Below are 21437 nucleotides of genomic sequence, written 5' to 3' on the forward strand. Positions count from 1 at the left end.
ACCCGGTCCGGCCGCGGTCCGGCACCCGCTCGGCAGGGTGCCGGACGAGGCACGTCCCGGGTCCGGACGACGCACGCCCCGGGCCCGGGACGACGCACGGCCCGGGTGCCGGGCCACCCCCGGCCCCGGTGCCGCACCGCTCAGCCCCCGGTGCCCCTCAGCCCAGGTGCCGGCGCGCCACCGTCAGGTCGGCCACCAGGCCCGCGTACGCCGCCTCCCGGTCGTCGGACCGCAGGACCGCCGACGGGTGCAGGGTGGCCATCGCGTGGCGCACCCCGCCGTCACCGGGCAGCGGCAGCTCCACGACGGCGCCGCGCCGGTCGCCGAGCCGGAAGTCCGGGCCCCACAGCGCCTTGCCGGCCGTGGCGCCCAGGGCCACCACCAGCTCGGGGCCGACGAGGTCCAGCTCGGCGTCGAGCCAGGGGCGGCAGGCGGACAGCTCGCGCAGGGTCGGCTGCCGGTGGATCCGGCGCTTGCCGCCCGCGGGGACCGTGTACTTGAAGTGCTTGACGGCATTGGTGACGTAACACTCGGCCAGGTCCAGTCCGGCCTCCGCAGCGGCCCGGCGCAGCAGCCGTCCGGCGGGGCCGACGAACGGCTCGCCCCGCCGGTCCTCCTGGTCGCCGGGCTGCTCGCCCACCAGCACCAGCCGGGCACCCGGGTCGCCGGCGCCGAAGACCGTGCCGGTGGTGCCCTCCCACAGCGGACAGCCCCGGCAGCCGGCCGCCGCCTTGCGGTGGGCCTCCAGGCCGCCCCGCCGGGGGAGGAACGGCCCGGCGTCGTACGGGACCGCAACGGTTCCTGCCATGCTGCTCTCCCTCGCTCCCGTGTCGCGGCTCCCCCTGGTCCGCGTCTCTCCGGCGGACCGGCGCCGAAACGGGGAGTCGGGGAGTATGGGGTGTAGGCCGGGCAGGTGCCGGGCAACAGGGGGCAGGGGGACCACACGGGGGCCGGGAAGGGAGTCGGCCGTGAGCGACACAGAGGTGACGGTGGTCGTCAGCGACTGCGCGGAGGACGACGCGCGGACGGTGCTGACGGCGCTGGGCGAGACGTTCACACCGGACCGGGCCCCGGCGGCCCGGAGCGGCGGCCGGGCCACCGTATGGTCCTCGACCTTCGACGTGGCCCACCCCAAGGAGCACGCCGCCCACCCGGTGCCGCTGGAACACCCGGTGACCGTCACCGCCCAGGGCGGCTACGGCGCGGTGGACCGGGTCGTGGCGGAGCTGGGCACGGTCTTCGCGATCGACGCGCAGGGCAGCGCGGCGGGTGACCAGGAGAAGGACGTCCACCTGCGCCTCCACGGGCGCTGAACCCAGCGGGGCCCGGAGCGCAGCGAGCCGGGCCGGGCCTCGCGCGCCGGGGCCCGGGCGCTCAGATCCCGGGCCCGTCCGCCGCCGTGCCCGGCCCCTCGGCCGGTCCGCGCGGCTCGCGGCGGGCCATCGTGGCCGCCCAGCGGCGGCACCAGCCGATCAGCATCCGCAGCAGGCAGGCCAGCGTGACCAGCCAGACGGCCGCGAACGCCCAGATCAGGGCGGGCCGCTCGGCCGCCACGGCCAGGACGAAGAGGGTGAGGGAGGCGGTCAGCAGCAGGGGTGCCGCCAGCCGCAGCGGGTGGCGCCGGGCGCCCCGCCAGGGCACGGCCCAAGGGCGCAGCCCGCGTCGCATCGTGCGCATCCGGCGGTCGAGGAGGGCGTCCTCCCCGGCCAGGTCCCGCTCGATCCCGTCCAGGATCGTGCGCTCCCGCTCAGAGAATCCAGGGCCGTCCATGGCCGCCTCCGGTGGTGCGCCGCCTGCCCCCCGTCCCGTGCCGCTACCCAGTTCCCGCGGGTCCAGACGGATGCCGGTGCAGGGTGATGAGCAGCCGCCAGACCTGGCCCGCCAGGGCTTCCGGCGTGCCCTCGACGAGCCCGTGCAGCCAGTCTGCCACCACGCCGGTGAAGGTGGCCGTGACGGCGGAGGCGATCAGGGCGGGGGAGTGGCCGCCGGCGAGCGTGCGCTCGGCCAGGCTGCGCTCACGCAGCTCCCGGTGGAGCGCCTGGCCGAGCGGTCCCGAGCCGCCGGGCAGCAGCAGGGCCCGGTACAGCCCGGCGTGGCCCGCGGTCTGGGTGAAGAACCGGACCAGCGGCTCGGGCGGTGCGGCCGGGTCGGGCACGCCGCGCCAGGCGTGCAGCGCGTCGACCGCCTGCCGGGCCAGGTCCGCGCAGGTGTCCACGGCCAGGTCGGGTACGTCGGTGTAGTGCAGGTAGAAGGTGGCCCGGCCGACGCCGGCCCGGCGTACCAGGGCGGCGACGGTGATCTCCGCCAGCGGCCGCTCGGCGCACTCGGCGAGCAGCGCGGTGCGGAGCCGGTCGCGGGTACGGGCGGCCCGCGCCCCGCCCCCGTCCGGCGCGGCCGTACGGGGCGTCATCCGGCGACCAGGACGGCCGCCAGTGCCAGGGCGCCGGGCAGGGCCTGGGCCAGGAGGATCCGGCGGTTGGCGGTGAGCCCGCCGTACACGCCCGCCACGGTCACGCAGGCGAGGAAGAACACCCGTACCTGGAAGCCGGTGGGGTCGGCAGCGATCAGGCCCCAGACCAGACCGGCCGCGAGGAAGCCGTTGTAGAGCCCCTGGTTGGCGGCGAGCGGCCGGGTGGCCCTGGCCATGGCGGCGTCGAAGCCCGACAGGCCGCGGCCCGGCGCGCGCTCCCACAGGAACATCTCCAGAACCAGGATGTAGACGTGCAGCAGGGCGACCAGGCCCACGAGGACGTTCGCAAAGATGGACATGTGTCCAGCTTAGATGGACACATGTCCATTCCGCCAATCGCCGCCGCCGTCGCGGACGGCCTGGCCCCGGCAATGGTTCGGTAAAGCAATTATTTACTTGACCAAGTGAACTAATGCTGGCTACCTTCGTCCAGTTACTTGAAGACATGAAACATCCGTGTCCTGAAGCATTGAGTCACTGAGAAGGTCCCCGCCGCCATGAGTCACCCCGCCACCCCGGCCGCCGCGACCGGCCGACGCAGCGAGACGGCCGTCGTCCTCGCGCTGAGCCTCGCCGCGATGGTCGTGTCGATGATGCAGACCCTGCCCGTGCCGATCCTGGGGCTGATCCGCGCCGACCTCGGCACCACCACCGCGAACGTCAGCTGGGTGACCACCGCCACCCTCCTCTCGGCCGCCGTCTTCACCCCGCTGCTCGGCCGCTTCGGCGACCAGCGCGGCAAGAAGCCCACCCTGATCGCCGTCCTCGGCGTCATGGTCGTCGGCTCGGTCATCGCCGCCCTCGCCACCTCGCTGCCCGTGCTGATCGTGGGCCGGGTGCTCCAGGGCGCGGCCACCGCGATCTTCCCGCTGGCCCTGTCGGTGCTGCGCGAAGAGGTCCGGCCCGAGCGGCTCCCCGGCGCGATGGCCCTGGTCAGCGGCACCCTCGCGTTCGGCAGCGGCCTGGCGCTCGTCGCCACCGGCCTGCTCACCTCCGGCTCGGACGCGGACTACCGCAGCGCCTTCTGGATGGCCGTCGGCTTCGCCGTGATCGCCCTGCTGGCCGTCCTCTTCCTGGTCCCGGCCACGCGCACCAAGGCCGGCGGGCGTACGGACGTCCTCGGTGCCCTCACCCTCGGCATCGCCCTGCTGCTCCTGCTCCTGCCGGTCTCGCAGGGCCACGAGTGGGGCTGGGGCTCCGCCCGTACGCTCGGCAGCTTCGCCGGCGCCGCCGTCATGACGGCCGTCTGGGTGCTCGTCGAGCGGCGGGTCCGCGAACCCCTGGTCGACATGAGGATGTTCGTCCACCGCCCGGTCCTGATGGCCAACCTGGCCGGCATCCTGGTCGGCTTCGGGATGTTCGCCAACTTCCTGGGCGTCTCGTACCTGGTCCAGATGCCCGAGGCGCTCACCGGCTACGGCTTCGACGCCTCGATCCTGCGGGCCTCGGTCGAGTTCCTGCTGCCCGGCGCGGTCGTCTCGCTCCTCGCCTCGCCGATCGGCGGCCGGCTGGTCCGCCACCGCGGCCCGCGCGTGGTCCTCGGCCTCGCCGCCGCGCTCGGCGCCGCCGGGTTCCTCTGGCTCGCTCTGGACCACCGCCACGCGTTCTCGGTGATCGGCGCCGGCCTGGTCGTCGGTGCCTCCGTCAGCTTCGGCTACGCGGCCATGCCGGCCGTGATCATGTCGAGCGTCCCGCCCCACCAGAGCGGCATCGCCAACGGCATCAACTCCATCTCCCGCTCCACGGGCAGCGCCATCGGCAGCGCCGTCGTCACGACGATCCTGGCCTCGCGGACCATCGAGCACCTGCCGGCGGGCGTGCCGGAGCTGCCGGCGGAGTCCGGCTTCACCCTGACCTTCGTGGTGGCCGCGGTGGCCTTCGCGCTGGTCGGCCTGATCGGCTGGCTCGGCCTGCGGGCCAGGACGGCCCCGGCGGAGGCCGCCGCTGCGCCCGCGCCCGCCGTGGAGGCATCGGAGGAGGCGTCGGTGGCGGCTCCGGCGCAGGCATCGGAGGCGGCCTCGGCGGAGGCTCGTACCGCCGCCGCGGCGGTGACCGCCTGATCCCGGCCGCGGCCGGGGCGCACGGCACGGCGGCGCAGGGGCGGGCGCACGGGGAGACCCCCGGCGCCCGCCCCTGGCGCGTTCCCGGGGCCCCCGCCGCCTGTCCGTCCGGGTGAACGGAGATTTCCGCGGCCGCGCCGATGAGTTCCGGGGGCCGGACCGGTCCATACAGGTGGCGCGGCACCCGCCGCGCGGTGCACGCCCGTACGAGGAGGCAGCGATGTCCGACCGTGGATTCACCACGTGCCTGTGGTTCGACGGCCAGGCCGAGGAGGCCGCGCAGTTCTACCTGTCCGTCTTCAAGGACTCCCGCCCGGGCAGGACCGGGCGCTACACCGAGGCCGGCCCGGGGCCCGCGGGGGACGTCCTGGCCGTCGAGTTCGAACTGAACGGCCAGAAGTTCGTCGCGATCAACGGCGGCCCCGAGTTCACCTTCAACGAGGCCGTCTCCTTCCAGATCCGCTGCAAGGACCAGGCCGAGGTCGACTACTACTGGGAGCGGCTGACCGACGGCGGGCACGGCGTCGCCTGCGGCTGGCTCAAGGACCGGTACGGGGTGTCCTGGCAGGTCTTCCCCGAGGTGCTGCTCGACATGGTGGGCGACGAGGACCAGGAGAAGGCCACGCGGGCCACCCGGGCCATGCTCCAGATGGTCAAGATCGACCTGGCCGCGCTGGAGCGGGCCTACGCGGGGGAGTGACGCGGGGGGCGCAGCGTACGGCCCCCGGTCCTCCCGTACGCGGGGTCGCCGCCCCGCCGGGGCTCAGCCCTCCGTACCGCGGGCCCGGGCGCCGGATCGCGTGCGGCCGGCCACCGGAGCGCGGTCCGGGTGCCGCCTCAGGTACTCGCCCTCCAGCTCCGACATGCGCTGGGTGTGGGTCCGCAGGGCGTCCTCCGACCCGTGCAGCAGCGTCTCGTGCCGGGTGCGGTGGATGGCCTCCAGCTCCTTCAGCAGGAGGCCCTCCGCCAGCTGCTCGGGTGCCACACCGCTGTCGTGCTCGGCCATGGTCACTCCCTCCGGTCCGGGTGGTGAGGGGCGGGGCCGCCGGAATGACTGCTTCCCCGTAAGCCAGGGTAAATGCGAACATTCCGGTCGGCCCTGCCGCGGCCGGACCCGGCGTCCGGGGAACGTCCCCGCAGGCGCGGTGCGGACGTTCCGTGGTCTGATGCTCCTGTCGTGGCCCGTCGCCTCACCCGGGTGGTTCGATGAGCACACCGCAGTTCGCGGACGCGTCGTCCGTGCGCGAGGACGAGCCGCGTCACGCCGGGTGGCTGGAGCTCTTCTTCGACCTCGTCTTCGTCGCCTTCGTCGCGCAGCTCTCCCACGGGCTGCACGGCGACCCCGGCTGGCGCGAGTTCGGCGTCTTCTTCGCCCTCTACTTCCCGCCCTGGTGGATGTGGGCCAACCTCACCGTCTCCGCCAACCTCTTCCAGGACGACAGCGCCCGCCGCCGCCTCGCCATGCTGTCCGCCATGCTCTGCCTGGCGGTGATGGCGGCCGCCGCGCCCGAGGCCGACGGCGACCGGGCACCCGCGTACGCCCTCGGCTACGCCGGCACCCGGCTCGTGCTGCTGGCCCTCTGGTGGCCCGCCACCCGCTTCGCCCCGCCCCGCCGCATCCCGCGCTGGCGGCCGCTGAGCTACTGCCTGGCCTCCGCCGTGCTCTGGGCCGCCTCCGCCGCCCTGCCCGCGCCCTGGATCTACGTCTCCTGGGCGGCCCTGCTGCTCGCGGAGATGGTGCTGCTGCTCACCGCCCGCGGCGTGGGGATCCCGGGCCAGGTCCACACCGGCCACCTGGTCGAGCGGGTCGGCCTGTTCGTGATCATCGTGCTGGGCGAGTCCGTGCTGGCGCTCATCACCGCCACCGACCACACCTGGACCGCGGCCGCCGGCATGGTGGCGGTGCTCGGCTTCGTCCTGCTGGCCGCGCTCTGGTGGTCGTACTTCGACTTCGCCGCCACCGGCGCCGAGCGCGTCCTGGGCGCTGCCGGGGGCCGCGCGGCCTACCTGATGGCCCGCGACGTCGGCGGCTTCCTGCACTTCTTCGTGACCGCCGCCGTCATCTCCATGGCCGCAGGACTGTCCACCGCCGTCGAGGAGGCCGGCCACGCGCACCTGGCCCGCGGCGCCGTCTGGGCGCTCGCCGGCGGCCTCGCCCTCTACCACGCGGCACACGCCCTGATCGCCCTGCGCTTCGGGAGCCCCCTGCGCCGGGTCGCGGTCTGGGCCGTGCCCGGCATCGGCGTCGCGCTCCTCGTCGTACTCGGCGCGGACGTGCTCGCCCCCTGGCTGGTGGTCCTGCTGCTGGCCGCCGAGGCGATCCTGCACCTGCTGTACGCCAAGCTGCTGGTGCGGCGGCGGGCGGCCGCACCCCGGTAGGGCGCGCCCGCAGCGGTACGGGCGGTCCCCCCGGACCGCCCGTACGCCGTGCTCACTGCTCGCGCATCCCCCACGGGGAGCCGTACGCGGTGAGCAGGTCCAGGAACGGCCGCGGCGCGAACGCCTCCGGGCCCAGCACGCCCGAGCCCGACCAGCTGCCGTCGGCCAGCAGCTCCAGGGCGACCACCGGGTTCACCGCGGTCTGCCAGACCACCGCCTGCGAGCCGTACTCGCCCATCGACCACTGGTTGTCGACCACGTGGTACAGGTACACCTCGCGCGGCGCCCCGTGCTTGACGCCCTTCACCCAGGTGCCGGCGCAGGTCTTGCCGGTCATCCGCTCGCCCAGCGTGGCCGGGTCCGGCAGGCAGGCCGCCACCACGTCCCGCGGCGAGACCTGCACCGGGCCCCCGGGACCCGGCACGGTCACCGGCGCCGTGCTGTCCAGGCCCAGCGCGTGCAGGGCCTTCAGCTTGCCGATGAAGTCGTCGCCGAGCCCGTACTTGAAGGTCACCCGGCGGGCGTCGACCCAGCGGGGGATCAGCAGCACCTCCTCGTGCTCCACGTTCACGCACTCCACCGGGCCGATGCCCTCGGGGAAGTCGAAGACCTCGCCCTCGCTGAACGGCGGGGTGGTGAACCATCCGCGGTCCGACTCGTAGACCACGGGCGGGTTCAGGCACTCCTCGATCGTGGTCCAGATGCTGAAGGAGGGGGCGAACTCGTACCCCTCGACCGCGAGGTTGGCGCCGTCGCGGATGCCGATCTCCTCGATCTCGTCGAAGAGCTCGTCGGCCGCGTACCGGGCGAAGACGTCCGACAGACCCGGCTCCACGCCCATGCCGACCAGCGCCAGCCGCCCGGCCGCCGCCCACTCCGCCGCCCGCTCGAACTGCGCGTCGCCGAGCTTGACCCCGCACTCCTCGTACGGTCGCTCCGGGTGCGGGTACGAGAGCGACATCGCCATGTCCAGGTAGTGCGCCCCCGCCGCCAGCGCGGCGTTGAACAGCGGCATCACGAACCGCGGATCGGTGGCGTTGAGCAGCACGTCGCACTCCCGCTCCGCCAGCAGGGCGGTCACCGCGGCCTCGTCCGAGGCGTCGACGCGGCAGGCGCTGAAGCGGGTCTCGCCCTCACCCAGCGCGGCCACCGCCGCCTCCGCCCGCGCCGGGTCGTAGTCCGCCACGACCATGTGCTCGAAGAACTTCCGACGGGCCGCGATCCTGGTGATCGCCGTGCCGACGCCACCGGCCCCCACAAGCAGTACACGCATGACACAACCCTCTTCCGTTGGAGCGCTCGCTCCTCGGAGGGCGATGAAACGCTCTGCCCGGAGTCAAGGTCAATGGCGTTGGCATAAGGATCCGGAGGTACGGTGCCCGGGACGCGCGGCACTCGGGAAGGACGGGTCATGGCCAAGCAGGTGGTGCCCGAACCGGCACGCAGGAGGCGCCGGCCGACCAAGACGGGCACCGTGCTGTCCGAGCGGATGATCGTGGAGACCGCCCTGCGGATGCTCCGCGAGCACGGCAGCGGCGGCCTGACCGCCCGCCGGCTGGGCGCCGCCCTCGGCGCGGACCCGAGCACCCTCTACCGCTACTTCGCCGGCATGGACGACCTCACCCGGGCGATCGGCGAGGAGCTCACCGGCCGCGCCCTGGAGGGCTGGACCGCCACCGGCGACTGGCGGGCCGACCTCGGCGCGCTGGGCCTGCGCATCCACCGCGCCTACCTGGACCACCCGCAGGCGGCGGTGCTCACCGCCAGCCGGGTCACCGGCCGGCCGCGCGAGATCGCCGCCGACGAGGCGATCCTCGGCGTGCTCCGCACCGCCGGCTTCCCGGATCCGGCGGCGGTGCGGATCTACCACGCGTTCATCGACCAGAGCCTGGCCTTCGCGGCGCTGGACGCGGGATCCCTGGCGCTGGCGGAGGAGGCGCGGACCGCGGACGAGGAGATGTGGGAGTCGACGTACGCCCGGCTGCCCGCCGAGACGTACCCGCACATCGCCGCGACCGCCGCGCTGCTGGCCGCCCGGATGACGCACAGCGCGTACCCGGTCGCCCTGCGGATGCTGCTGGACAGTGCGGAAGCCCAGCTCAGCGCCGTCCGTGGGGGCGGGCCGACCGGCGGGTAACGCTCTACACTCGCGCGGGTGACACAGGCACAGGGGGAGCGGGGCCGCGACGCGGGGAGCGGCGGCCCGGCCGACGAGGGCGGCGGGCCCGCCGGTGACGCCCGCCCGCGCTACCGCCGGGAGGACCTCGCCAGGGCGGCCGGGGTGAAGGCCCGCAACCTGCGCTACTACCAGGAGCGGGGGCTGCTGCCGCCGCCCCGCCGCGAGGGCCGGATCGCCTGGTACTCGGAGGACCACCTCACCCGGCTCCGGCTGATCGACGACCTGCTGGGCCGGGGCTACACCGTCAACGCCATCGCCGAACTCTTCGACGCGTGGGAGCGCGGCGGCGGACTCGCCCGGCTGCTGGGGCTGGAACGCGCCATGACCCACGACTGGCCCCGCGAGGAGCCCGTCACCCTTCCGCTCGCCCGGCTGCGCGAGACCTTCGGGCCCGGCGCGACGCCCGAGGACACCCGGCGCGCGGTCGCGCTCGGGTACCTGAGCGTCGACGGCGACCTCGTGACGCACCGCAGCCGGCGGCTGCTGGAGGCGACGGTCGCCCTGGTCCGGCGCGGGGTCCCGGTCTCGGAGGTCCTGGACGCGGGGGAGTTCGTACAGAACGAGGCGGCCGCCGTGGCGGACCGGTTCGTGGCCCTGTTCCGCCGGCACGTCATCGGCGAGGGCGGCCTGGAGGCGCTCCCGGCCGAGCGGGTCCAGCGGGTCACCGAGGCCGTGGCGGCGCTGCGGCCGGTCGCCGGCGAGGTGGTGGCGGCCGAGTTCGCGCGGGCGCTGGCGGCACGGGTCACGGCCGAACTGGAGGAACTGCTGGGGCTGGTGAGCGGTACCGAGGCGGTCCCGGAGTAGGCCGAAAACCGCCGTTGCCGCAACCTTGCCAACCGCCATTGGCACTCATACGTTCAACTCGTCGGTAACCAGAGCCCGGTGACCCGTGGCCGCCACCCCGGACGAGGTGGCGGCACCGCGCCGGCTCACCGGCGCACCCGGCCGGCCCGCGCCGCGCACCGGCCGCCAGGTCCAGGCACGTTCACCTCGCTGACAAGGGGACATGTCGCCATGCAGGAAGCCAACTTACCCTCCGACACGCCGCCCGGCCCCGCGCCGGAGGTGACGGGCAGGGTCGGCTGGAGACGCTTCGCCGTCCTCACCGTCCCCGCCCTGGCCGTCACCGCCGGCCTCGGCATCGCCCTCTCCCAGGGCGCGCTCGCCGCCTCGTTCGCCGTCTCGGGCCAGCAGTTCAAGGTCTCCGCCGAGAGCCTCACCGGCCAGGGCTTCGCCCAGTACGGCGGCATCGACGTGAACGCCCGGGAGGAACTGATCCCGGTCGCCGTCACCGCCATCAAACAGGCCGAGCTGCGCAGCCTCTGCCAGTCGGTGGTCACCACCCTCCCCGTCATCGGGGACATCTCCCTCAACCTCACCGCGGGCCGGGGCGCCCCCGTCGAGGCCACCGACCTGTTCGTGGACGCCACCCAGCTCGGCGGCGACGCGGTCTTCACCAACATCGAGATCGGCCGCGACGCCTCCACCCTCGACAAGGGGCCCGACGGCTCCCAGGGCATGCAGGACCTCTTCGGCCAGCAGGCCGACACCGTGCGCATCACCAAACTGAGGCAGACCGCCTGGGCGACCAACGCCGGCACCTTCAAGCTCTCCGGCCTGAACATGAGCGTCGCCAAGGGCAAGAAGGAATGCTTCTGACATGGCGGGGGCCTGGCGGCGCTGGCGCCGCAGCCGCCCCTTCTGGGGCGGCCTGGTCACCGTACTCGCCGGCGCCGAGATCAGCGTCCTGCCGCTGGCCCCGCTGAAGGTGATGCTCCATCAGGGCGTGGCGGGGATCCCGTCGGTCCTGATGGGCCTCCTGATGATCCTGATGGGACTGACCGCCTGGTTCGCACCGCACCACCGGAGCCTGGCCGGGATCGTCACCGCACTCCTCGCCTGTGCCGCGCTGGTCCTGTCGAACCTGGGCGGCTTCCTGATCGGCACCGTCCTCGGCATCGTCGGCGGCGGACTGACGTTCGCCTGGCGCCCGGTGCCGGGACCGGCACGCGGTGCGGCACCCGGCTCCGTACCGGCCGCGGCACCCGGCTCCGATCCTGCCGGAGCACCCGGCTCCGATCCGGCCGCGGCACCCGGCGCCGCGCCGGAAGCAGCGTCCGCGCCCGGCCCCGGTCCAGGTCGCGGCTCCGGTCCCGCGGCCGCGCCCACCGACGCCTGACCACCGACGCGCCACCCCGCCCGGCCGGCCCCCGTACGCACGAGCGCCACCCGAGTCTCCGCACGTACGAGGGCCGCCCGGGCCCCCGTACGCCGCCGCCCGGGCCCCGTACGCCGCCGCGCGACCGGCCGTACGCGGGCCCGGGCCGGCCGGCCGCCCCCCACCCCACTCCCGAAGGAGCACCGCCATGACCACCCGCACCCGTCCCCGCACCGCACTCGCCCTCGCGGCCGCCGCCGGCCTCGCCCTCGGTGCCGTGGGCCTCGCCGGCCCGGCCGCCGCCGCAGCCGGCCCGGCCCTGGCCGGCTCCACCACCGTCACCCCCGCCGGCCACTCCTTCAAGGCGGCCCTCACCGGCAAGGCCACCCTCAAGGCCGGCTCCGTCACCGTGACCTGCACCGTCTCCACGTCCACCGGCGCGGTGCCGCAGGCGCCCGCCCACCACAACCCGGCCGGCCCGGTCGCGTCCACCATCTCCGCCCCGACCTACAGCTCCTGCACCACCAGCGTGCCCGGCGTCAGCGCCACCGTGACCACCAGCGGCACCTGGGGCGTCTCCATGCAGCACGGCTCCCCGGTCGTCGCCACCATGACGGTGCCCGCCGCCGGCCTGGTCGTCCGCACCAGCGGCATCGCCAGCTGTACGGTCACCGCCGCACCCACCGCGGCCGCCGCCGTCCCCGGCACCTGGACCAACGGCGCCCCGTCCGCCCTCGCCTTCTCCGCCGCGAGCGTCCCGGTCAAGGTGGTCGGCGGCTTCGGCTGTCCCACCAGCGCCACCACCTCCTCCTTCACCGCCACCTACCTCGTGACGGACACCACCGACCCGTCGCAGCAGATCACCGTCACCAGCTGACGCAGGACCGCCGGCAGGCAGACCCGCCGCCCCGCCCCCCGACCGGCCCCCGGGCCCGGCCGCGGTCACGGGCGGCGGCATACTGGCTGCCCGTGATCGAGACCATCGGCCGCCTGGCCGCCGTCGGGCCGTACTTCACCGCGGGCTGCGGAGCGCCCCCGGCCGGGTACCGCCCGCTCACCGAGCTGTACGGGCCCGCGCTCGACGGATACGTCGCCGAGACCGCCCGCCGCATGGGCACCGCCCACACCCGGGTCGCCGCCTCCACCGCCCACCTGGGCATCGCCTCGCGTCTGTGGTCCCTCGCCCTGGGCTGTGCCGCCCTCGACGGCCGGGTGCCCGACCTGGCGCCGGACCGGGTGCTCTGGCACCTCCCGGCCGGCGGCTCCCTCACCCTCTGGCTGCCCGATCCCGAGCCCCGCCCGGAACCGGGGGCCCGGGGCATGGCCGCCTCCGTCCTGGAGGGCAACCTCCCCGTCCTGGACGCCCGGCTGCGCACCGGCTCCGGGCTCTCCGACCGGATCCTGCGCGGCAACTCCGCCTCCGCGCTGGTCGGCGCCCTCCGCGTGCTCGGGAACCGGGCGCCCGGCACCCCGTACTCCCCGGCGGCCCTCGTCGCGGAACTCCTGGACGGCGACGGACCGCTCGCGGACACCGCCCACACCTGGATCCACGAACCGGACCTGGGCACGGCCTTCGTGCGCAACAGCTGCTGCCTCTACTACCAGGCCCCGGGCGGCGGCCTCTGCGGCGACTGCGTCCTCCGCACCCGCCCCGCCCGCGGCGGCCCGGTGCACTGACGTTCCCCCACGCACCCGGACGCGCCGCGCGTCGCGGCGCGGTGCCCGGAACCGGCCGTGGAGTGATCGACTCCGCACGGGCCGGACCGCAAGCTTCCGGCCCCCCATACCGGTTTTCGGCATGTTCCGATGGAATTTGCCAGAACTCCCCAACCCGGCGCCGACGTTGAGTAGCGTCTGTGTCGCCGCCCGTACGCGACCGTCCTGCGCACGGCGGCTGGGAGGGGAGCCCGAGTGCCCGGAATCGATGAGTGCCTGCTCGAAGTGATGGCCGTGCCTGGTGCCCGCGGGGCCGCGCTGGTCGACTGGAGCAGCGGTCTCGCACTGGGCACGATAGGCGACTCGCCGGTCGGCGACCACGAGACCACCGCGGCCGAGACGGCGGAACTCGCCCGCGCGGCAGCCGAGTACGAGTCCTTCTCGGCCATCGGCGTACCGCCGCCCGTCCTGTCGGGCCGGCACAGCGCCAGACCGGTACCGCCCGAACTCCCGCCCGGCCCGCCCGACGGCGAACCCCCGGTCGAGGACGTGATCGTCACCACCCGCACCGGCTACCACGTGCTCCGCTTCGTCGAGACGAGCTTCGACAGCAGCGTCTTCATCCACCTCTGGCTGGACCGCACCGCGGGCAACCTCGCCCTCGCCCGGATCCGGCTCCGCGACCTCGCCGGGCGGCTGGTGCTGGGATGAACGCACACGCGGCGGCCACCACGGTGTCCCCGATGCTCCAACGACTCGCCGACGAACGCGCCACCGGCGCCCTGCTCCGCGACCACGGCACCCTCTTCCTGGAAGACGGCCGGATCGTGCACGCGGAAAGCCCCGCCACCCCCGGGATCGACGTGCTGCTCACCGCGGGCGGCCGGCTGCCCCCCGAGGGCTGGCAGGAGGCCGTCGACCGGGCCGGACCGCGCCGCGAGGTGGGCCGGTTCCTGGTCGAGAGCGGCCGCCTCGGCGACGGCGAACTGGAGATATGCCACCTCGGCGCGGTCTTCGACGCGGCCTTCTTCGCCCTCGCCCCCGGCAGCGGGCCCACCCGCTTCCGGCGCGGCGCCACCCACTGGATCGGCTCCGTGCGCTCGGTCTCCGCCGCCGCCGTGGAGCGCGAGACCGTACGCCGCAGGGAACTCCTCGACACCGTCTGGCCCTACCCCGTGCTCGACACCGCCCCCGTGGTGCCCCGGGCCGCCGCGCCGGGCCAGACCGTCACCCCCCGCCAGCGCGCCCTGCTGCGCGCGGCCGACGGGGTCCGCACACCGGCGGCCCTCGCCTGGGCACTGGGCCGCCCCGCCTTCCACACCCTCCTGGAGGTACGCCGGCTCGCCGCCACGGGCCTGGTCGAGACCCCGCAGGACCCCATGCCCCCACCTCCTTCGCCCCTCCCCGGATGGGTAACGCAGGTCGCCTCCCCGGACATCGCCCTGCTCCGTCGGCTCCGTGACGCCCTGGAGGCAACCCTGTGACCGCCCCTTCGCTCGGCACCACCCGCCGCTCCGCTCCGGGAAGGCCGTCATGAGGCTCCCGATGCGTCAGCGCGCCGAGAGGAGACAGCATGAAAGGAGACAGCTGATGACGGCAGAGCCCGAGGTGCTCGGTGAACTGAGGCGACTGCGGGCCCGGTTGCCCCAGCTGACCGGCGCCCTCGCGGCCAGCGTCGACGGCCTCGTCCTCGCCCAGGAGACCTCCGCCATCGAGGCCGAGGGCGTGGCGGCGCTCACCGCCGCCGCGCTCGGCGTCGCCCAGCGCCTGACCGACGCCACCGGCCAGGGCGACTTCCGGGAACTGCTGGTGCGCGGCGCGGACGGGTACGTCGCCACGTACGCCGCCGGCGGCTCCGCCGTGCTGACCCTGCTCGCGGAACCCCGCATCAACGTCGGCCGCCTCCACCTGGAGGCCCGCCGCTCCAGCGCCCGCATAGGCGAGCTGGTCGACAGCGCCCTCACGCGCCGCGACCCCTGACCCCGCCTCCGTACGACACACCATCCAGACAGTGCAGTTCGCCCCACGGGACCCGGAAACCCCCGGGCCCGCTCCGGGCACGGTCGAGAAAAGGAAGTACGACAGCCATGGCATCCACCGAAGCCGCCCTCAAAGAAGCCACCACCCTCATCGACGGTGCCATCGGCGCCGCGCTCGTCGACTACACCAGCGGCATGGCCCTGGGCATGATCGGCGGCGGCAAGGAGCTCGACCTCAACGTCGCCGCGGCGGGCAACACCGACGTGGTCCGCGCCAAGGTCCGCACCATGGAGATGCTGGGCCTCAAGGACGAGATCGAGGACATCCTGATCACGCTCGGCGGCCAGTACCACCTGATCCGCCTGCTCCGGGCCCGCGGGAACGACGGGCTCTTCCTCTACCTGGCGCTGGACAAGCAGCGGGCCAACCTCGCGATGGCCCGCCACCAGCTCCGGAAGATCGAGAACGAGCTGGACGTCTGACCAGGTCCCGCGGAGACGGGAGCACGACACGGCCGCCGGGCCCGTGACGACGACCGTCACGGGCCCGGCGGCCGTGCCGGCGCGGCTCAGCGCGCGCCGAACACCTGGGTCCAGTAGGGGCCCCCGCCCGAGTGGATGCCGACGCCGATCTCCTTGAAGGAGCAGTTGAGGATGTTGGCGCGGTGGCCGGAGCTGTTCATCCACGAGTCCATCACGTCCGCCGCGGTCCGCTGGCCCATCGCGATGTTCTCGCCGTACGTCGACCAGCGGTAGCCGGCGGCCGTGACGCGCTCGCCCGGTCCGTCCCCGTCAGGGTTCGTGTGGTCGAAGAAGTTGCGGGCCGCCATGTCGTCCGAGTGGCCCTGCGCGGCGCGCGTCAGCAGCGAGTTCGCCTTGAGCGGGCCGCAGCCGGCCTTGGACCGTTCCGCGTTCACCAGGCTGATCACCTGCTGTGCGGTGCTCCCGCCGGTACCCGTGCCGCCCGAGCCGCCCCCACCGGTCCTGGTGGGCCGCGGCGCGGGGGCCGTGGTCTTCCGGGTCGGCGCCTTCGAGGGCGAGGGCTTCGCCGTGCTGGGGCTGGGGGAGGGCTTCGCGCTCGGGCTCTTCGACGCCGAGGCGCTCGGCGAGGCCGAGACGGTCGGCGAGGCGGAGGCCGACGGGGACGCGGACGAGGCCGCCGGGCTCGCCGGCAGGGCGGCCGCGCGGGTGGCGCCGGCCCGGTCGGCGCGGTCGCCGTCGTGCGGCGCGGCCACGAAGTAGAAGGCGCCGCCGCCCAGGGCCACCACGGCGACACCGGCCGCCACCGCGGTACGGCGCCGCCCGCGGGCCTGCCGGCGGCGGGCCGCCCGGCCCGGGCCCGCGCCCTCGTGGTGGGCCGACGCCGACGGACGGGACGCGACCGCCGGAGACAGGGACGTGGTGCCCGAGGCCGCCGCGGCGGCGCCGGCGGACCAGCCGACCGCCTCCTGGACCTGCGCGGCCAGCAGCGCCGACGGGGGCACCAGCAGCAGACCGGCGAGCAGCCCCTCGGCGGGCATCAGGCCGTGCCACAGCCCGGCGCAGTGCGCGCACGAGCGGGCGTGCCGGGCTATTCGCTTGCGCCACAGCGCCGACGGCCGCCCGTCCCATACGCCCGTCTCGGCGCGCAGCTGCGGGCAGAGCGGGTTCGCGCCGAGCGCGCGTACGACCACCCGGGCGGCCTCCAGCTGCGCCTTCATCCGCTGCACCCGCACGGCGGTGTGCTGCGGGGACAGGCCCAGCGCGGCGGCCACCTCCTGGCGGGTCAGCTCGCCCGCGCACTCCAGCCACCACAGGGAGAGCAGGGCGCTGTCCTCGGGCTCCATCCACCGGGTGGCCTCGGCGGTCTCCCGGCGCTGCCCGGACAGGTTCAGGCGTACGACGGTGAGGTCGACGAAGTCGGCGCCGGGATCGGCCAGGTGCCGCGCGTCGTCCAGGGGGCCGCTGCCGTACCCGGTCTGCTGCGCGTGCCAGTGGCTGCGCAGCACGTTCATCGCGATGGCCACGAGCCAGGAGCGGAAGCTGTCGGGGGAGCGCAGCGTGCCGAGCCCGTCCAGGGCCTTCAGCATGGTCTCCTGCACCACGTCGTCCACGTCGTGGTGGCCGTTCATGGCACGGCCGACGATGTTGTAGACCAACGGCAGGTAGGCGGCGATCAGCTGGTCCTGCGCCTGCAGGTCACCACTCTGTGCCGCTCTGACCAGTTCTGTACCGTGCTGTCCGCTCATGTTCGGAATCACCCTGCCTGTCCCCTGCTGCTGTCGATGCCCAACACCTGGGAGACCGCAGGGCATCCGCCCGATAACGAAAACCGCCGGAACTTTCCGCCGGATTTCCCGGGACGGGTGCCCGGCGTCCGAACGGGCGGCCGACACGCTACCCCGGTTTCCGGGCGCCCACAGCCCCGGACCCCTCGTCGCCGAGGGGTCCGGGGGTCCCGTGGGGGGATTCGGGGGGTTCTGCCCGCGTGACGTCCGCCACTGCGGCGGGGGGCGGTGGAGCCGCCCGTCCCTCACCCGGGCGGGGTGCGGCGCGGCGCGGCCGCCCCGCCGCTCAGGCCTTGACCGGCTCCGCCTCGGGCGGCGTGCCCGGGGCGGGCACGGCGGCCTCCGGGGCGGGGCCGTGGCCGTCGTCGAGCAGGGTGGTCTCGTCGAAGGGCAGCCGGCCCGCCAGCACCTCGGCGGCCCGCTCCCGGTCGAACTCCTTCGTCCAGGTGCCGACCAGCACGGTGGCGACCGCGTTGCCCGCGAAGTTGGTCAGGGCCCGCGCCTCGCTCATGAACCGGTCGATGCCCACGATCAGGCCCACCCCGTCCACCAGCTCCGGCCGGTGCGACTGGAGGCCGCCGGCCAGGGTGGCCAGGCCGGCGCCGGTCACGCCCGCGGCGCCCTTCGAGGCGATCACCATGAAGACCAGCAGCGAGACCTGCTCGCCGATCGAGAGCGGGTCGCCCATCGCCTCGGCGACGAACAGCGAGGCCATCGTGAGGTAGATCGCGGTGCCGTCGAGGTTGAAGGAGTACCCCGTGGGCACCGTGATGCCGGTGACCGGCTTCGAGACGCCCAGGTGCTCCATCTTGGCGATCAGCCGAGGCAGCGCCGACTCCGAGGACGAGGTGGAGAGGATCAGCAGGAACTCCCGGCCCAGGTACTTCAGCAGCGCGAACACGCTGATCCCGGTGCACACCCGCAGCAGCGTGCCCAGTACCAGGAAGACGAAGAGCAGGCAGGTCGTGTAGAAGCCGATCATGATCACGGCGAGGGACTTCAGCGCGTCCACGCCCGTTGCGCCGACGACGGCCGCGATCGCGCCGAAGGCGCCGACCGGAGCCGCCCACATGATCATCGCCAGTACCCGGAAGACCAGCCGCTGCACGTGTCCGATCCCGCGCAGCACCGGCTCGCCCGCGCTCCCCATGGCCTGGAGCGCGAACCCGCACAGCAGGGCCACCAGCAGGGTCTGCAGCACCTCGCCGCCGGTGAACGCGGAGACCAGCGTGGTCGGGATGATGCCGAGCAGGAACTCGGCGGTGCTCTCCGCGCCGCCGTTCTTCGCCTGCTCCTCGCCGGCGTGCCGCACCGCCTCCGTCAGGTGCAGCCCGCTGCCCGGCTCCAGCAGGTTGCCGACCAGCAGGCCGATGGCCAGCGCCACGGTCGACATGACCATGAAGTAGCCCAGCGCCAGCCCGCCGACGGCGCCCACCTTGGCCGCCTTGCGCACCGAGCCCACCCCGAGCACGATCGTGCAGAAGATGATCGGGGAGATCATCATCTTGATCAGGTTCACGAAGCCGGTGCCGAGCGGCTTGAGCTCGACGGCCACCCCCGGGGCGGCGAAGCCCACGACGATGCCGAGCACCACCGCGGCGATCACCGCGAGGTAGAGGTAGTGCGTTCTGTCCCGACGCCGGCTGCTGTCCCGCTCGAGTACGGCCACGAAAGTCTCCTGAAGTCGCGCATCTGTCCCGGACCCGGCCCGCCGCACACGCGGCTCACGTTCCGGCGGGGGGTCCCGGCGACTATCCACCAGGCCTGTGACCGCGGTCACCCTTGCGTTCATTTCGTTCACCGGCCGGGGCAGACTGGCGCGCATGCTCCGCCTCCCCCGCCCGCGCAGCCTGGCCGGCCAGCTCTTCGCCGTGCAGGCCGTGCTGATCGCCGTCGTGGTGGCCGGGTGCGCCTTCCTCGCGTACGTCAACGCCCGCGCCCGCGCCGAGGAGTCCGCCGGACTCCAGGCCCGCGCCGTGGCCCGCTCGGTGGCGGACGCCCCCTCGGTGCGCGAGGCGGTGCGCGGCACCGACCCGTCGGCGGCCCTCCAGCCGTACGCCGAGCAGGTCCGCGCCGACTCCGGCGTCGACTTCGTCACGATCATGGACCCGGGCGGGGTGCGCTGGACCCACCGCGACCCCCGCCGGATCGGCGAGCGCTTCCTCGGCAACACCGGCCCCGCACTGCGCGGGCGGACCTTCGGCGAGACGTACACCGGCACGCTCGGCCCCTCCATCCGCGTGGTCACCCCGATCCGCGACGGCGCACGGATCACCGGCCTGGTCGCCGCCGGCATCACGGTGGAGTCGATCGGCGACCGGGTGGCCGGCGAGATCGCCGCCCTCGCCTGGGTCGCGGCCGGCGCCCTCGTCCTGGGCGGCCTCGGCACGTACGTGATCAACGCCCGGCTGCGCCGTCACACGCACGGCATGAACGCCGCCGAGCTGAGCCGCGTGTACGACTACCACCAGGCCACCCTGCACGCGGTCCGCGAGGGCCTGGTGATGCTCGACGGCCAGCGCAGGGTCCTGCTGGTCAACGACGGGGCGCGGGAGCTGCTCGGGCTGCGCGACGCCGACGTGCTGGGGCGCAACGTGGCGGAACTCGGCCTGCCCGCACCGCTGACCGGCGCCCTGCTCGCCGCCGAGCCCCGGCTCGACGAGGTGCACCTGACCGCCGAGAGGGTCCTGGTGGTCAGCACCGCGCCGGTCGCCGGCGGCGGGCGCCGGGGCACCGTGGCCACCCTGCGCGACCACACCGAACTCCAGTCCCTGACCGGGGAGCTGGACCACGAGCGGGGCTTCACCCAGGCCCTCCGCTCGCAGGCGCACGAGGCCGCGAACCGCCTGCACACGGTGGTCTCCCTGATCGAACTCGGCCGCACCGAGGAGGCGGTCGAGTTCGCCACCGCCGAACTGGAACTGGCCCAGGCCCTCACCGACCAGGTGGTCGCCGCGGTGGACGAGCCGGTGCTGGCCGCCCTGCTGCTGGGCAAGGCCGCGCAGGCGCACGAGCGCGGCGTGGAGCTGGTGGTCGCCCCGGAGTCCCGGATCGGCGCCCCGGGCGCCCTGCCGGTACGGGACCTGGTGACGGTCCTGGGCAACCTGGTCGACAACGCGGTGGACGCCGTGACCGGCACCCCCGGGGCGCGGGTGACGGTCACGGCCGGCACCGACGCGGAGCCGGGCACCCTGCTGCTGCGGGTGGCGGACAACGGGCCGGGCCTCCCGGCCGGCGCCGAGGTGTTCCGGCGCGGCTGGTCGGAGAAGGGCCCCGGCCGCGGCCTGGGCCTCGCGCTGGTCGAGCAGGCCGTGCGCCGCCACGGCGGCACCGTGACCGCCGCGCACACCGCCTCCGGAGGCGCGGAGTTCACCGCCCGGCTGCCGCTCCCCGACGGCGCCGGACTCCGGACGGGGGCCGGCGGATGAGCACCGCGGACCCGGTACGGGTGCTGGTGGTCGAGGACGACCCGGTGGCCGCGGACGCCCACGCCCTGTACGTCGGCCGGGTGCCCGGCTTCGAGGTCGCCGGCGTCTGCCACACCGCCGCGGCGGCCCGCCGCGAGCTGGAGCGCACCGGGGCCGACCTGCTCCTGTTGGACCTGTACCTGCCGGACGGGCACGGCCTGCGGCTGGCCCGGGCGGTGCGGGCCGCCGGGCACCCGGTGGACGTGATCGTGGTGACCTCGGCGCGCGACCTGGCGGTGGTGCGGGAGAGCGTCTCGCTGGGCGTGGTGCAGTACGTACTGAAGCCCTTCGCCTTCCCCACCCTGCGCGACCGGCTGCTGCGGTACGCCGAGTTCCGCGCCGCGGCCGGCGAGGCCAGCGGCCAGGACGAGGTGGACCGGGCCCTGTCCGCCCTCCGCGCCCCGCAGCCGGCCGCCCTGCCCAAGGGGCTCAGCGCCCCCACGCTCGACCGCGTCACCTCGATCCTGCGGGACGCCGAGGGCGGCCTGACCGCCGCCGCCCTCGCCGGGACCGCCGGCATCTCCCGGATCACCGCCCGCCGCTACCTGGAGTACCTGGTCGACTCCGGACGGGCCGGCCGCAGCCCCCAGTACGGCCAGGTCGGCCGCCCGGAACTGCACTACCGCTGGCTGCCCGCGTCCCGCTGAACCGGCGCGGCACCGCCCGCCCACCGGGACCCGCACCGCCCAGCGGGACCCGCACCGCCCAGCGGGACCCGCCCGCCCGCCGGGTCCCGGCGGCCGTCCGCCCCGCCGGGACCCGGCCTCCCGTGTGACGGCGCCAGGCGGGGGTAGCGTTGGCAGTAGCAACCCGACAGCGCCG

Annotated in this window: 24 protein-coding genes; 16 read left to right on the plus strand and 8 right to left on the minus strand. The window is 74.8% G+C overall.

Annotation, left to right across the window (positions count from 1 at the left end; all coding sequences use genetic code 11):
• Window positions 1-157: 157 nt before the first annotated feature.
• A complete protein-coding gene (locus tag ACIQUR_RS32860; protein ID WP_403672488.1) occupies window positions 158-808 on the minus strand; it encodes a UdgX family uracil-DNA binding protein in 651 nt (216 codons plus the stop codon).
• A gap of 160 nt (window positions 809-968) precedes the next feature.
• Between ACIQUR_RS32860 and ACIQUR_RS32865 the strand changes: the two genes are divergently transcribed.
• A complete protein-coding gene (locus ACIQUR_RS32865) occupies window positions 969-1313 on the plus strand; it encodes a hypothetical protein (RefSeq protein ID WP_403672491.1) in 345 nt (114 codons plus the stop codon).
• Window positions 1314-1374: 61 nt separating this feature from the next.
• Here the strand turns inward: ACIQUR_RS32865 and ACIQUR_RS32870 are convergent, their stop codons facing one another.
• From ACIQUR_RS32870 to ACIQUR_RS32880, 3 genes are read right to left on the minus strand one after another with little or no spacing between them, the layout of a single operon-like run.
• Window positions 1375-1770: a DUF3040 domain-containing protein gene (locus tag ACIQUR_RS32870; protein ID WP_403672494.1), complete on the minus strand. Its 396-nt coding sequence runs from the start codon at window positions 1768-1770 to the stop codon at window positions 1375-1377.
• Between the two features lie 43 nt (window positions 1771-1813).
• Window positions 1814-2410 carry a TetR/AcrR family transcriptional regulator gene (locus tag ACIQUR_RS32875; protein ID WP_403672497.1) on the minus strand — a complete coding sequence of 199 codons (597 nt, stop codon included), beginning with the start codon at window positions 2408-2410 and terminating at the stop codon, window positions 1814-1816.
• Window positions 2407-2769, minus strand: a complete 363-nt coding sequence (locus tag ACIQUR_RS32880) for a DUF1304 domain-containing protein (protein WP_403672499.1) — start codon at window positions 2767-2769, stop codon at window positions 2407-2409. The genes ACIQUR_RS32875 and ACIQUR_RS32880 overlap by 4 nt, the downstream gene beginning before the upstream one ends.
• A gap of 198 nt (window positions 2770-2967) precedes the next feature.
• On the opposite strand from ACIQUR_RS32880, the gene ACIQUR_RS32885 reads away from it, so the two are divergent.
• Both ACIQUR_RS32885 and ACIQUR_RS32890 read left to right on the plus strand, forming a co-directional pair.
• Window positions 2968-4530 carry an MFS transporter gene (locus ACIQUR_RS32885; RefSeq protein WP_403672502.1) on the plus strand — a complete coding sequence of 521 codons (1563 nt, stop codon included), beginning with the start codon at window positions 2968-2970 and terminating at the stop codon, window positions 4528-4530.
• 220 nt (window positions 4531-4750) lie between these two features.
• Window positions 4751-5230: a VOC family protein gene (locus ACIQUR_RS32890; RefSeq protein WP_403672506.1), complete on the plus strand. Its 480-nt coding sequence runs from the start codon at window positions 4751-4753 to the stop codon at window positions 5228-5230.
• 63 nt (window positions 5231-5293) lie between these two features.
• On the opposite strand, the gene ACIQUR_RS32895 is transcribed toward ACIQUR_RS32890, so the two are convergent.
• Window positions 5294-5536, minus strand: coding sequence for a DUF6158 family protein (locus ACIQUR_RS32895; RefSeq protein ID WP_403672509.1), 243 nt, complete (start codon window positions 5534-5536; stop codon window positions 5294-5296).
• A 200-nt stretch (window positions 5537-5736) separates the two neighbouring features.
• On the opposite strand from ACIQUR_RS32895, the gene ACIQUR_RS32900 reads away from it, so the two are divergent.
• On the plus strand, window positions 5737-6909 hold the full coding sequence (locus tag ACIQUR_RS32900) for a low temperature requirement protein A (protein WP_403672512.1): 1173 nt from the start codon (window positions 5737-5739) through the stop codon (window positions 6907-6909).
• A 52-nt stretch (window positions 6910-6961) separates the two neighbouring features.
• Here the strand turns inward: ACIQUR_RS32900 and ACIQUR_RS32905 are convergent, their stop codons facing one another.
• Window positions 6962-8182: a saccharopine dehydrogenase family protein gene (locus ACIQUR_RS32905; protein WP_403672514.1), complete on the minus strand. Its 1221-nt coding sequence runs from the start codon at window positions 8180-8182 to the stop codon at window positions 6962-6964.
• Between the two features lie 138 nt (window positions 8183-8320).
• On the opposite strand from ACIQUR_RS32905, the gene ACIQUR_RS32910 reads away from it, so the two are divergent.
• From ACIQUR_RS32910 to ACIQUR_RS32955, 10 genes are all read left to right on the plus strand, one after another.
• The gene (locus ACIQUR_RS32910; RefSeq protein ID WP_403672517.1) at window positions 8321-9046 is read left to right on the plus strand and encodes a TetR/AcrR family transcriptional regulator; all 726 of its coding nucleotides are present in this window, start codon (window positions 8321-8323) and stop codon (window positions 9044-9046) included.
• Between the two features lie 18 nt (window positions 9047-9064).
• The gene (locus ACIQUR_RS32915; RefSeq protein ID WP_403672520.1) at window positions 9065-9892 is read left to right on the plus strand and encodes a MerR family transcriptional regulator; all 828 of its coding nucleotides are present in this window, start codon (window positions 9065-9067) and stop codon (window positions 9890-9892) included.
• 210 nt (window positions 9893-10102) lie between these two features.
• Window positions 10103-10747 (plus strand): DUF6230 family protein, encoded by a 645-nt coding sequence (locus tag ACIQUR_RS32920; protein WP_403672523.1) that lies wholly within the window; start codon window positions 10103-10105, stop codon window positions 10745-10747.
• Window position 10748: 1 nt separating this feature from the next.
• Entirely contained in the window at window positions 10749-11267 is a 519-nt protein-coding gene (locus ACIQUR_RS32925) for a DUF6114 domain-containing protein (RefSeq protein ID WP_403672526.1), read from the plus strand.
• A gap of 187 nt (window positions 11268-11454) precedes the next feature.
• Window positions 11455-12123 (plus strand): hypothetical protein, encoded by a 669-nt coding sequence (locus tag ACIQUR_RS32930; RefSeq protein WP_403672529.1) that lies wholly within the window; start codon window positions 11455-11457, stop codon window positions 12121-12123.
• Between the two features lie 92 nt (window positions 12124-12215).
• Entirely contained in the window at window positions 12216-12923 is a 708-nt protein-coding gene (locus ACIQUR_RS32935) for a (2Fe-2S)-binding protein (RefSeq protein WP_403672532.1), read from the plus strand.
• Between the two features lie 234 nt (window positions 12924-13157).
• Entirely contained in the window at window positions 13158-13613 is a 456-nt protein-coding gene (locus ACIQUR_RS32940) for a hypothetical protein (protein ID WP_403672535.1), read from the plus strand.
• Window positions 13610-14386 carry a transcriptional regulator gene (locus tag ACIQUR_RS32945; protein ID WP_403672537.1) on the plus strand — a complete coding sequence of 259 codons (777 nt, stop codon included), beginning with the start codon at window positions 13610-13612 and terminating at the stop codon, window positions 14384-14386. The genes ACIQUR_RS32940 and ACIQUR_RS32945 overlap by 4 nt, the downstream gene beginning before the upstream one ends.
• A 106-nt stretch (window positions 14387-14492) precedes the next feature.
• Window positions 14493-14882: a roadblock/LC7 domain-containing protein gene (locus ACIQUR_RS32950; RefSeq protein WP_403672540.1), complete on the plus strand. Its 390-nt coding sequence runs from the start codon at window positions 14493-14495 to the stop codon at window positions 14880-14882.
• A 107-nt stretch (window positions 14883-14989) separates the two neighbouring features.
• Window positions 14990-15364, plus strand: a complete 375-nt coding sequence (locus tag ACIQUR_RS32955) for a hypothetical protein (protein ID WP_403672543.1) — start codon at window positions 14990-14992, stop codon at window positions 15362-15364.
• A gap of 86 nt (window positions 15365-15450) precedes the next feature.
• Here ACIQUR_RS32955 and ACIQUR_RS32960 read toward each other — a convergent pair whose 3' ends face one another.
• A complete protein-coding gene (locus ACIQUR_RS32960; protein WP_403672546.1) occupies window positions 15451-17109 on the minus strand; it encodes a sigma-70 family RNA polymerase sigma factor in 1659 nt (552 codons plus the stop codon).
• A 325-nt stretch (window positions 17110-17434) separates the two neighbouring features.
• Window positions 17435-18817, minus strand: a complete 1383-nt coding sequence (locus ACIQUR_RS32965; RefSeq protein WP_403672548.1) for a cation:dicarboxylate symporter family transporter — start codon at window positions 18815-18817, stop codon at window positions 17435-17437.
• A 154-nt stretch (window positions 18818-18971) separates the two neighbouring features.
• Between ACIQUR_RS32965 and ACIQUR_RS32970 the strand changes: the two genes are divergently transcribed.
• Both ACIQUR_RS32970 and ACIQUR_RS32975 read left to right on the plus strand, forming a co-directional pair.
• A complete protein-coding gene (locus ACIQUR_RS32970) occupies window positions 18972-20576 on the plus strand; it encodes an ATP-binding protein (RefSeq protein ID WP_403672551.1) in 1605 nt (534 codons plus the stop codon).
• On the plus strand, window positions 20573-21262 hold the full coding sequence (locus tag ACIQUR_RS32975; protein WP_403672554.1) for a response regulator: 690 nt from the start codon (window positions 20573-20575) through the stop codon (window positions 21260-21262). The genes ACIQUR_RS32970 and ACIQUR_RS32975 overlap by 4 nt, the downstream gene beginning before the upstream one ends.
• The last annotated feature ends 175 nt before the right edge of the window (window positions 21263-21437 follow it).

It is taken from the genome of Streptomyces sp. NPDC101132, from assembly GCF_044759225.1.
GTDB lineage: Bacteria > Actinomycetota > Actinomycetes > Streptomycetales > Streptomycetaceae > Streptomyces.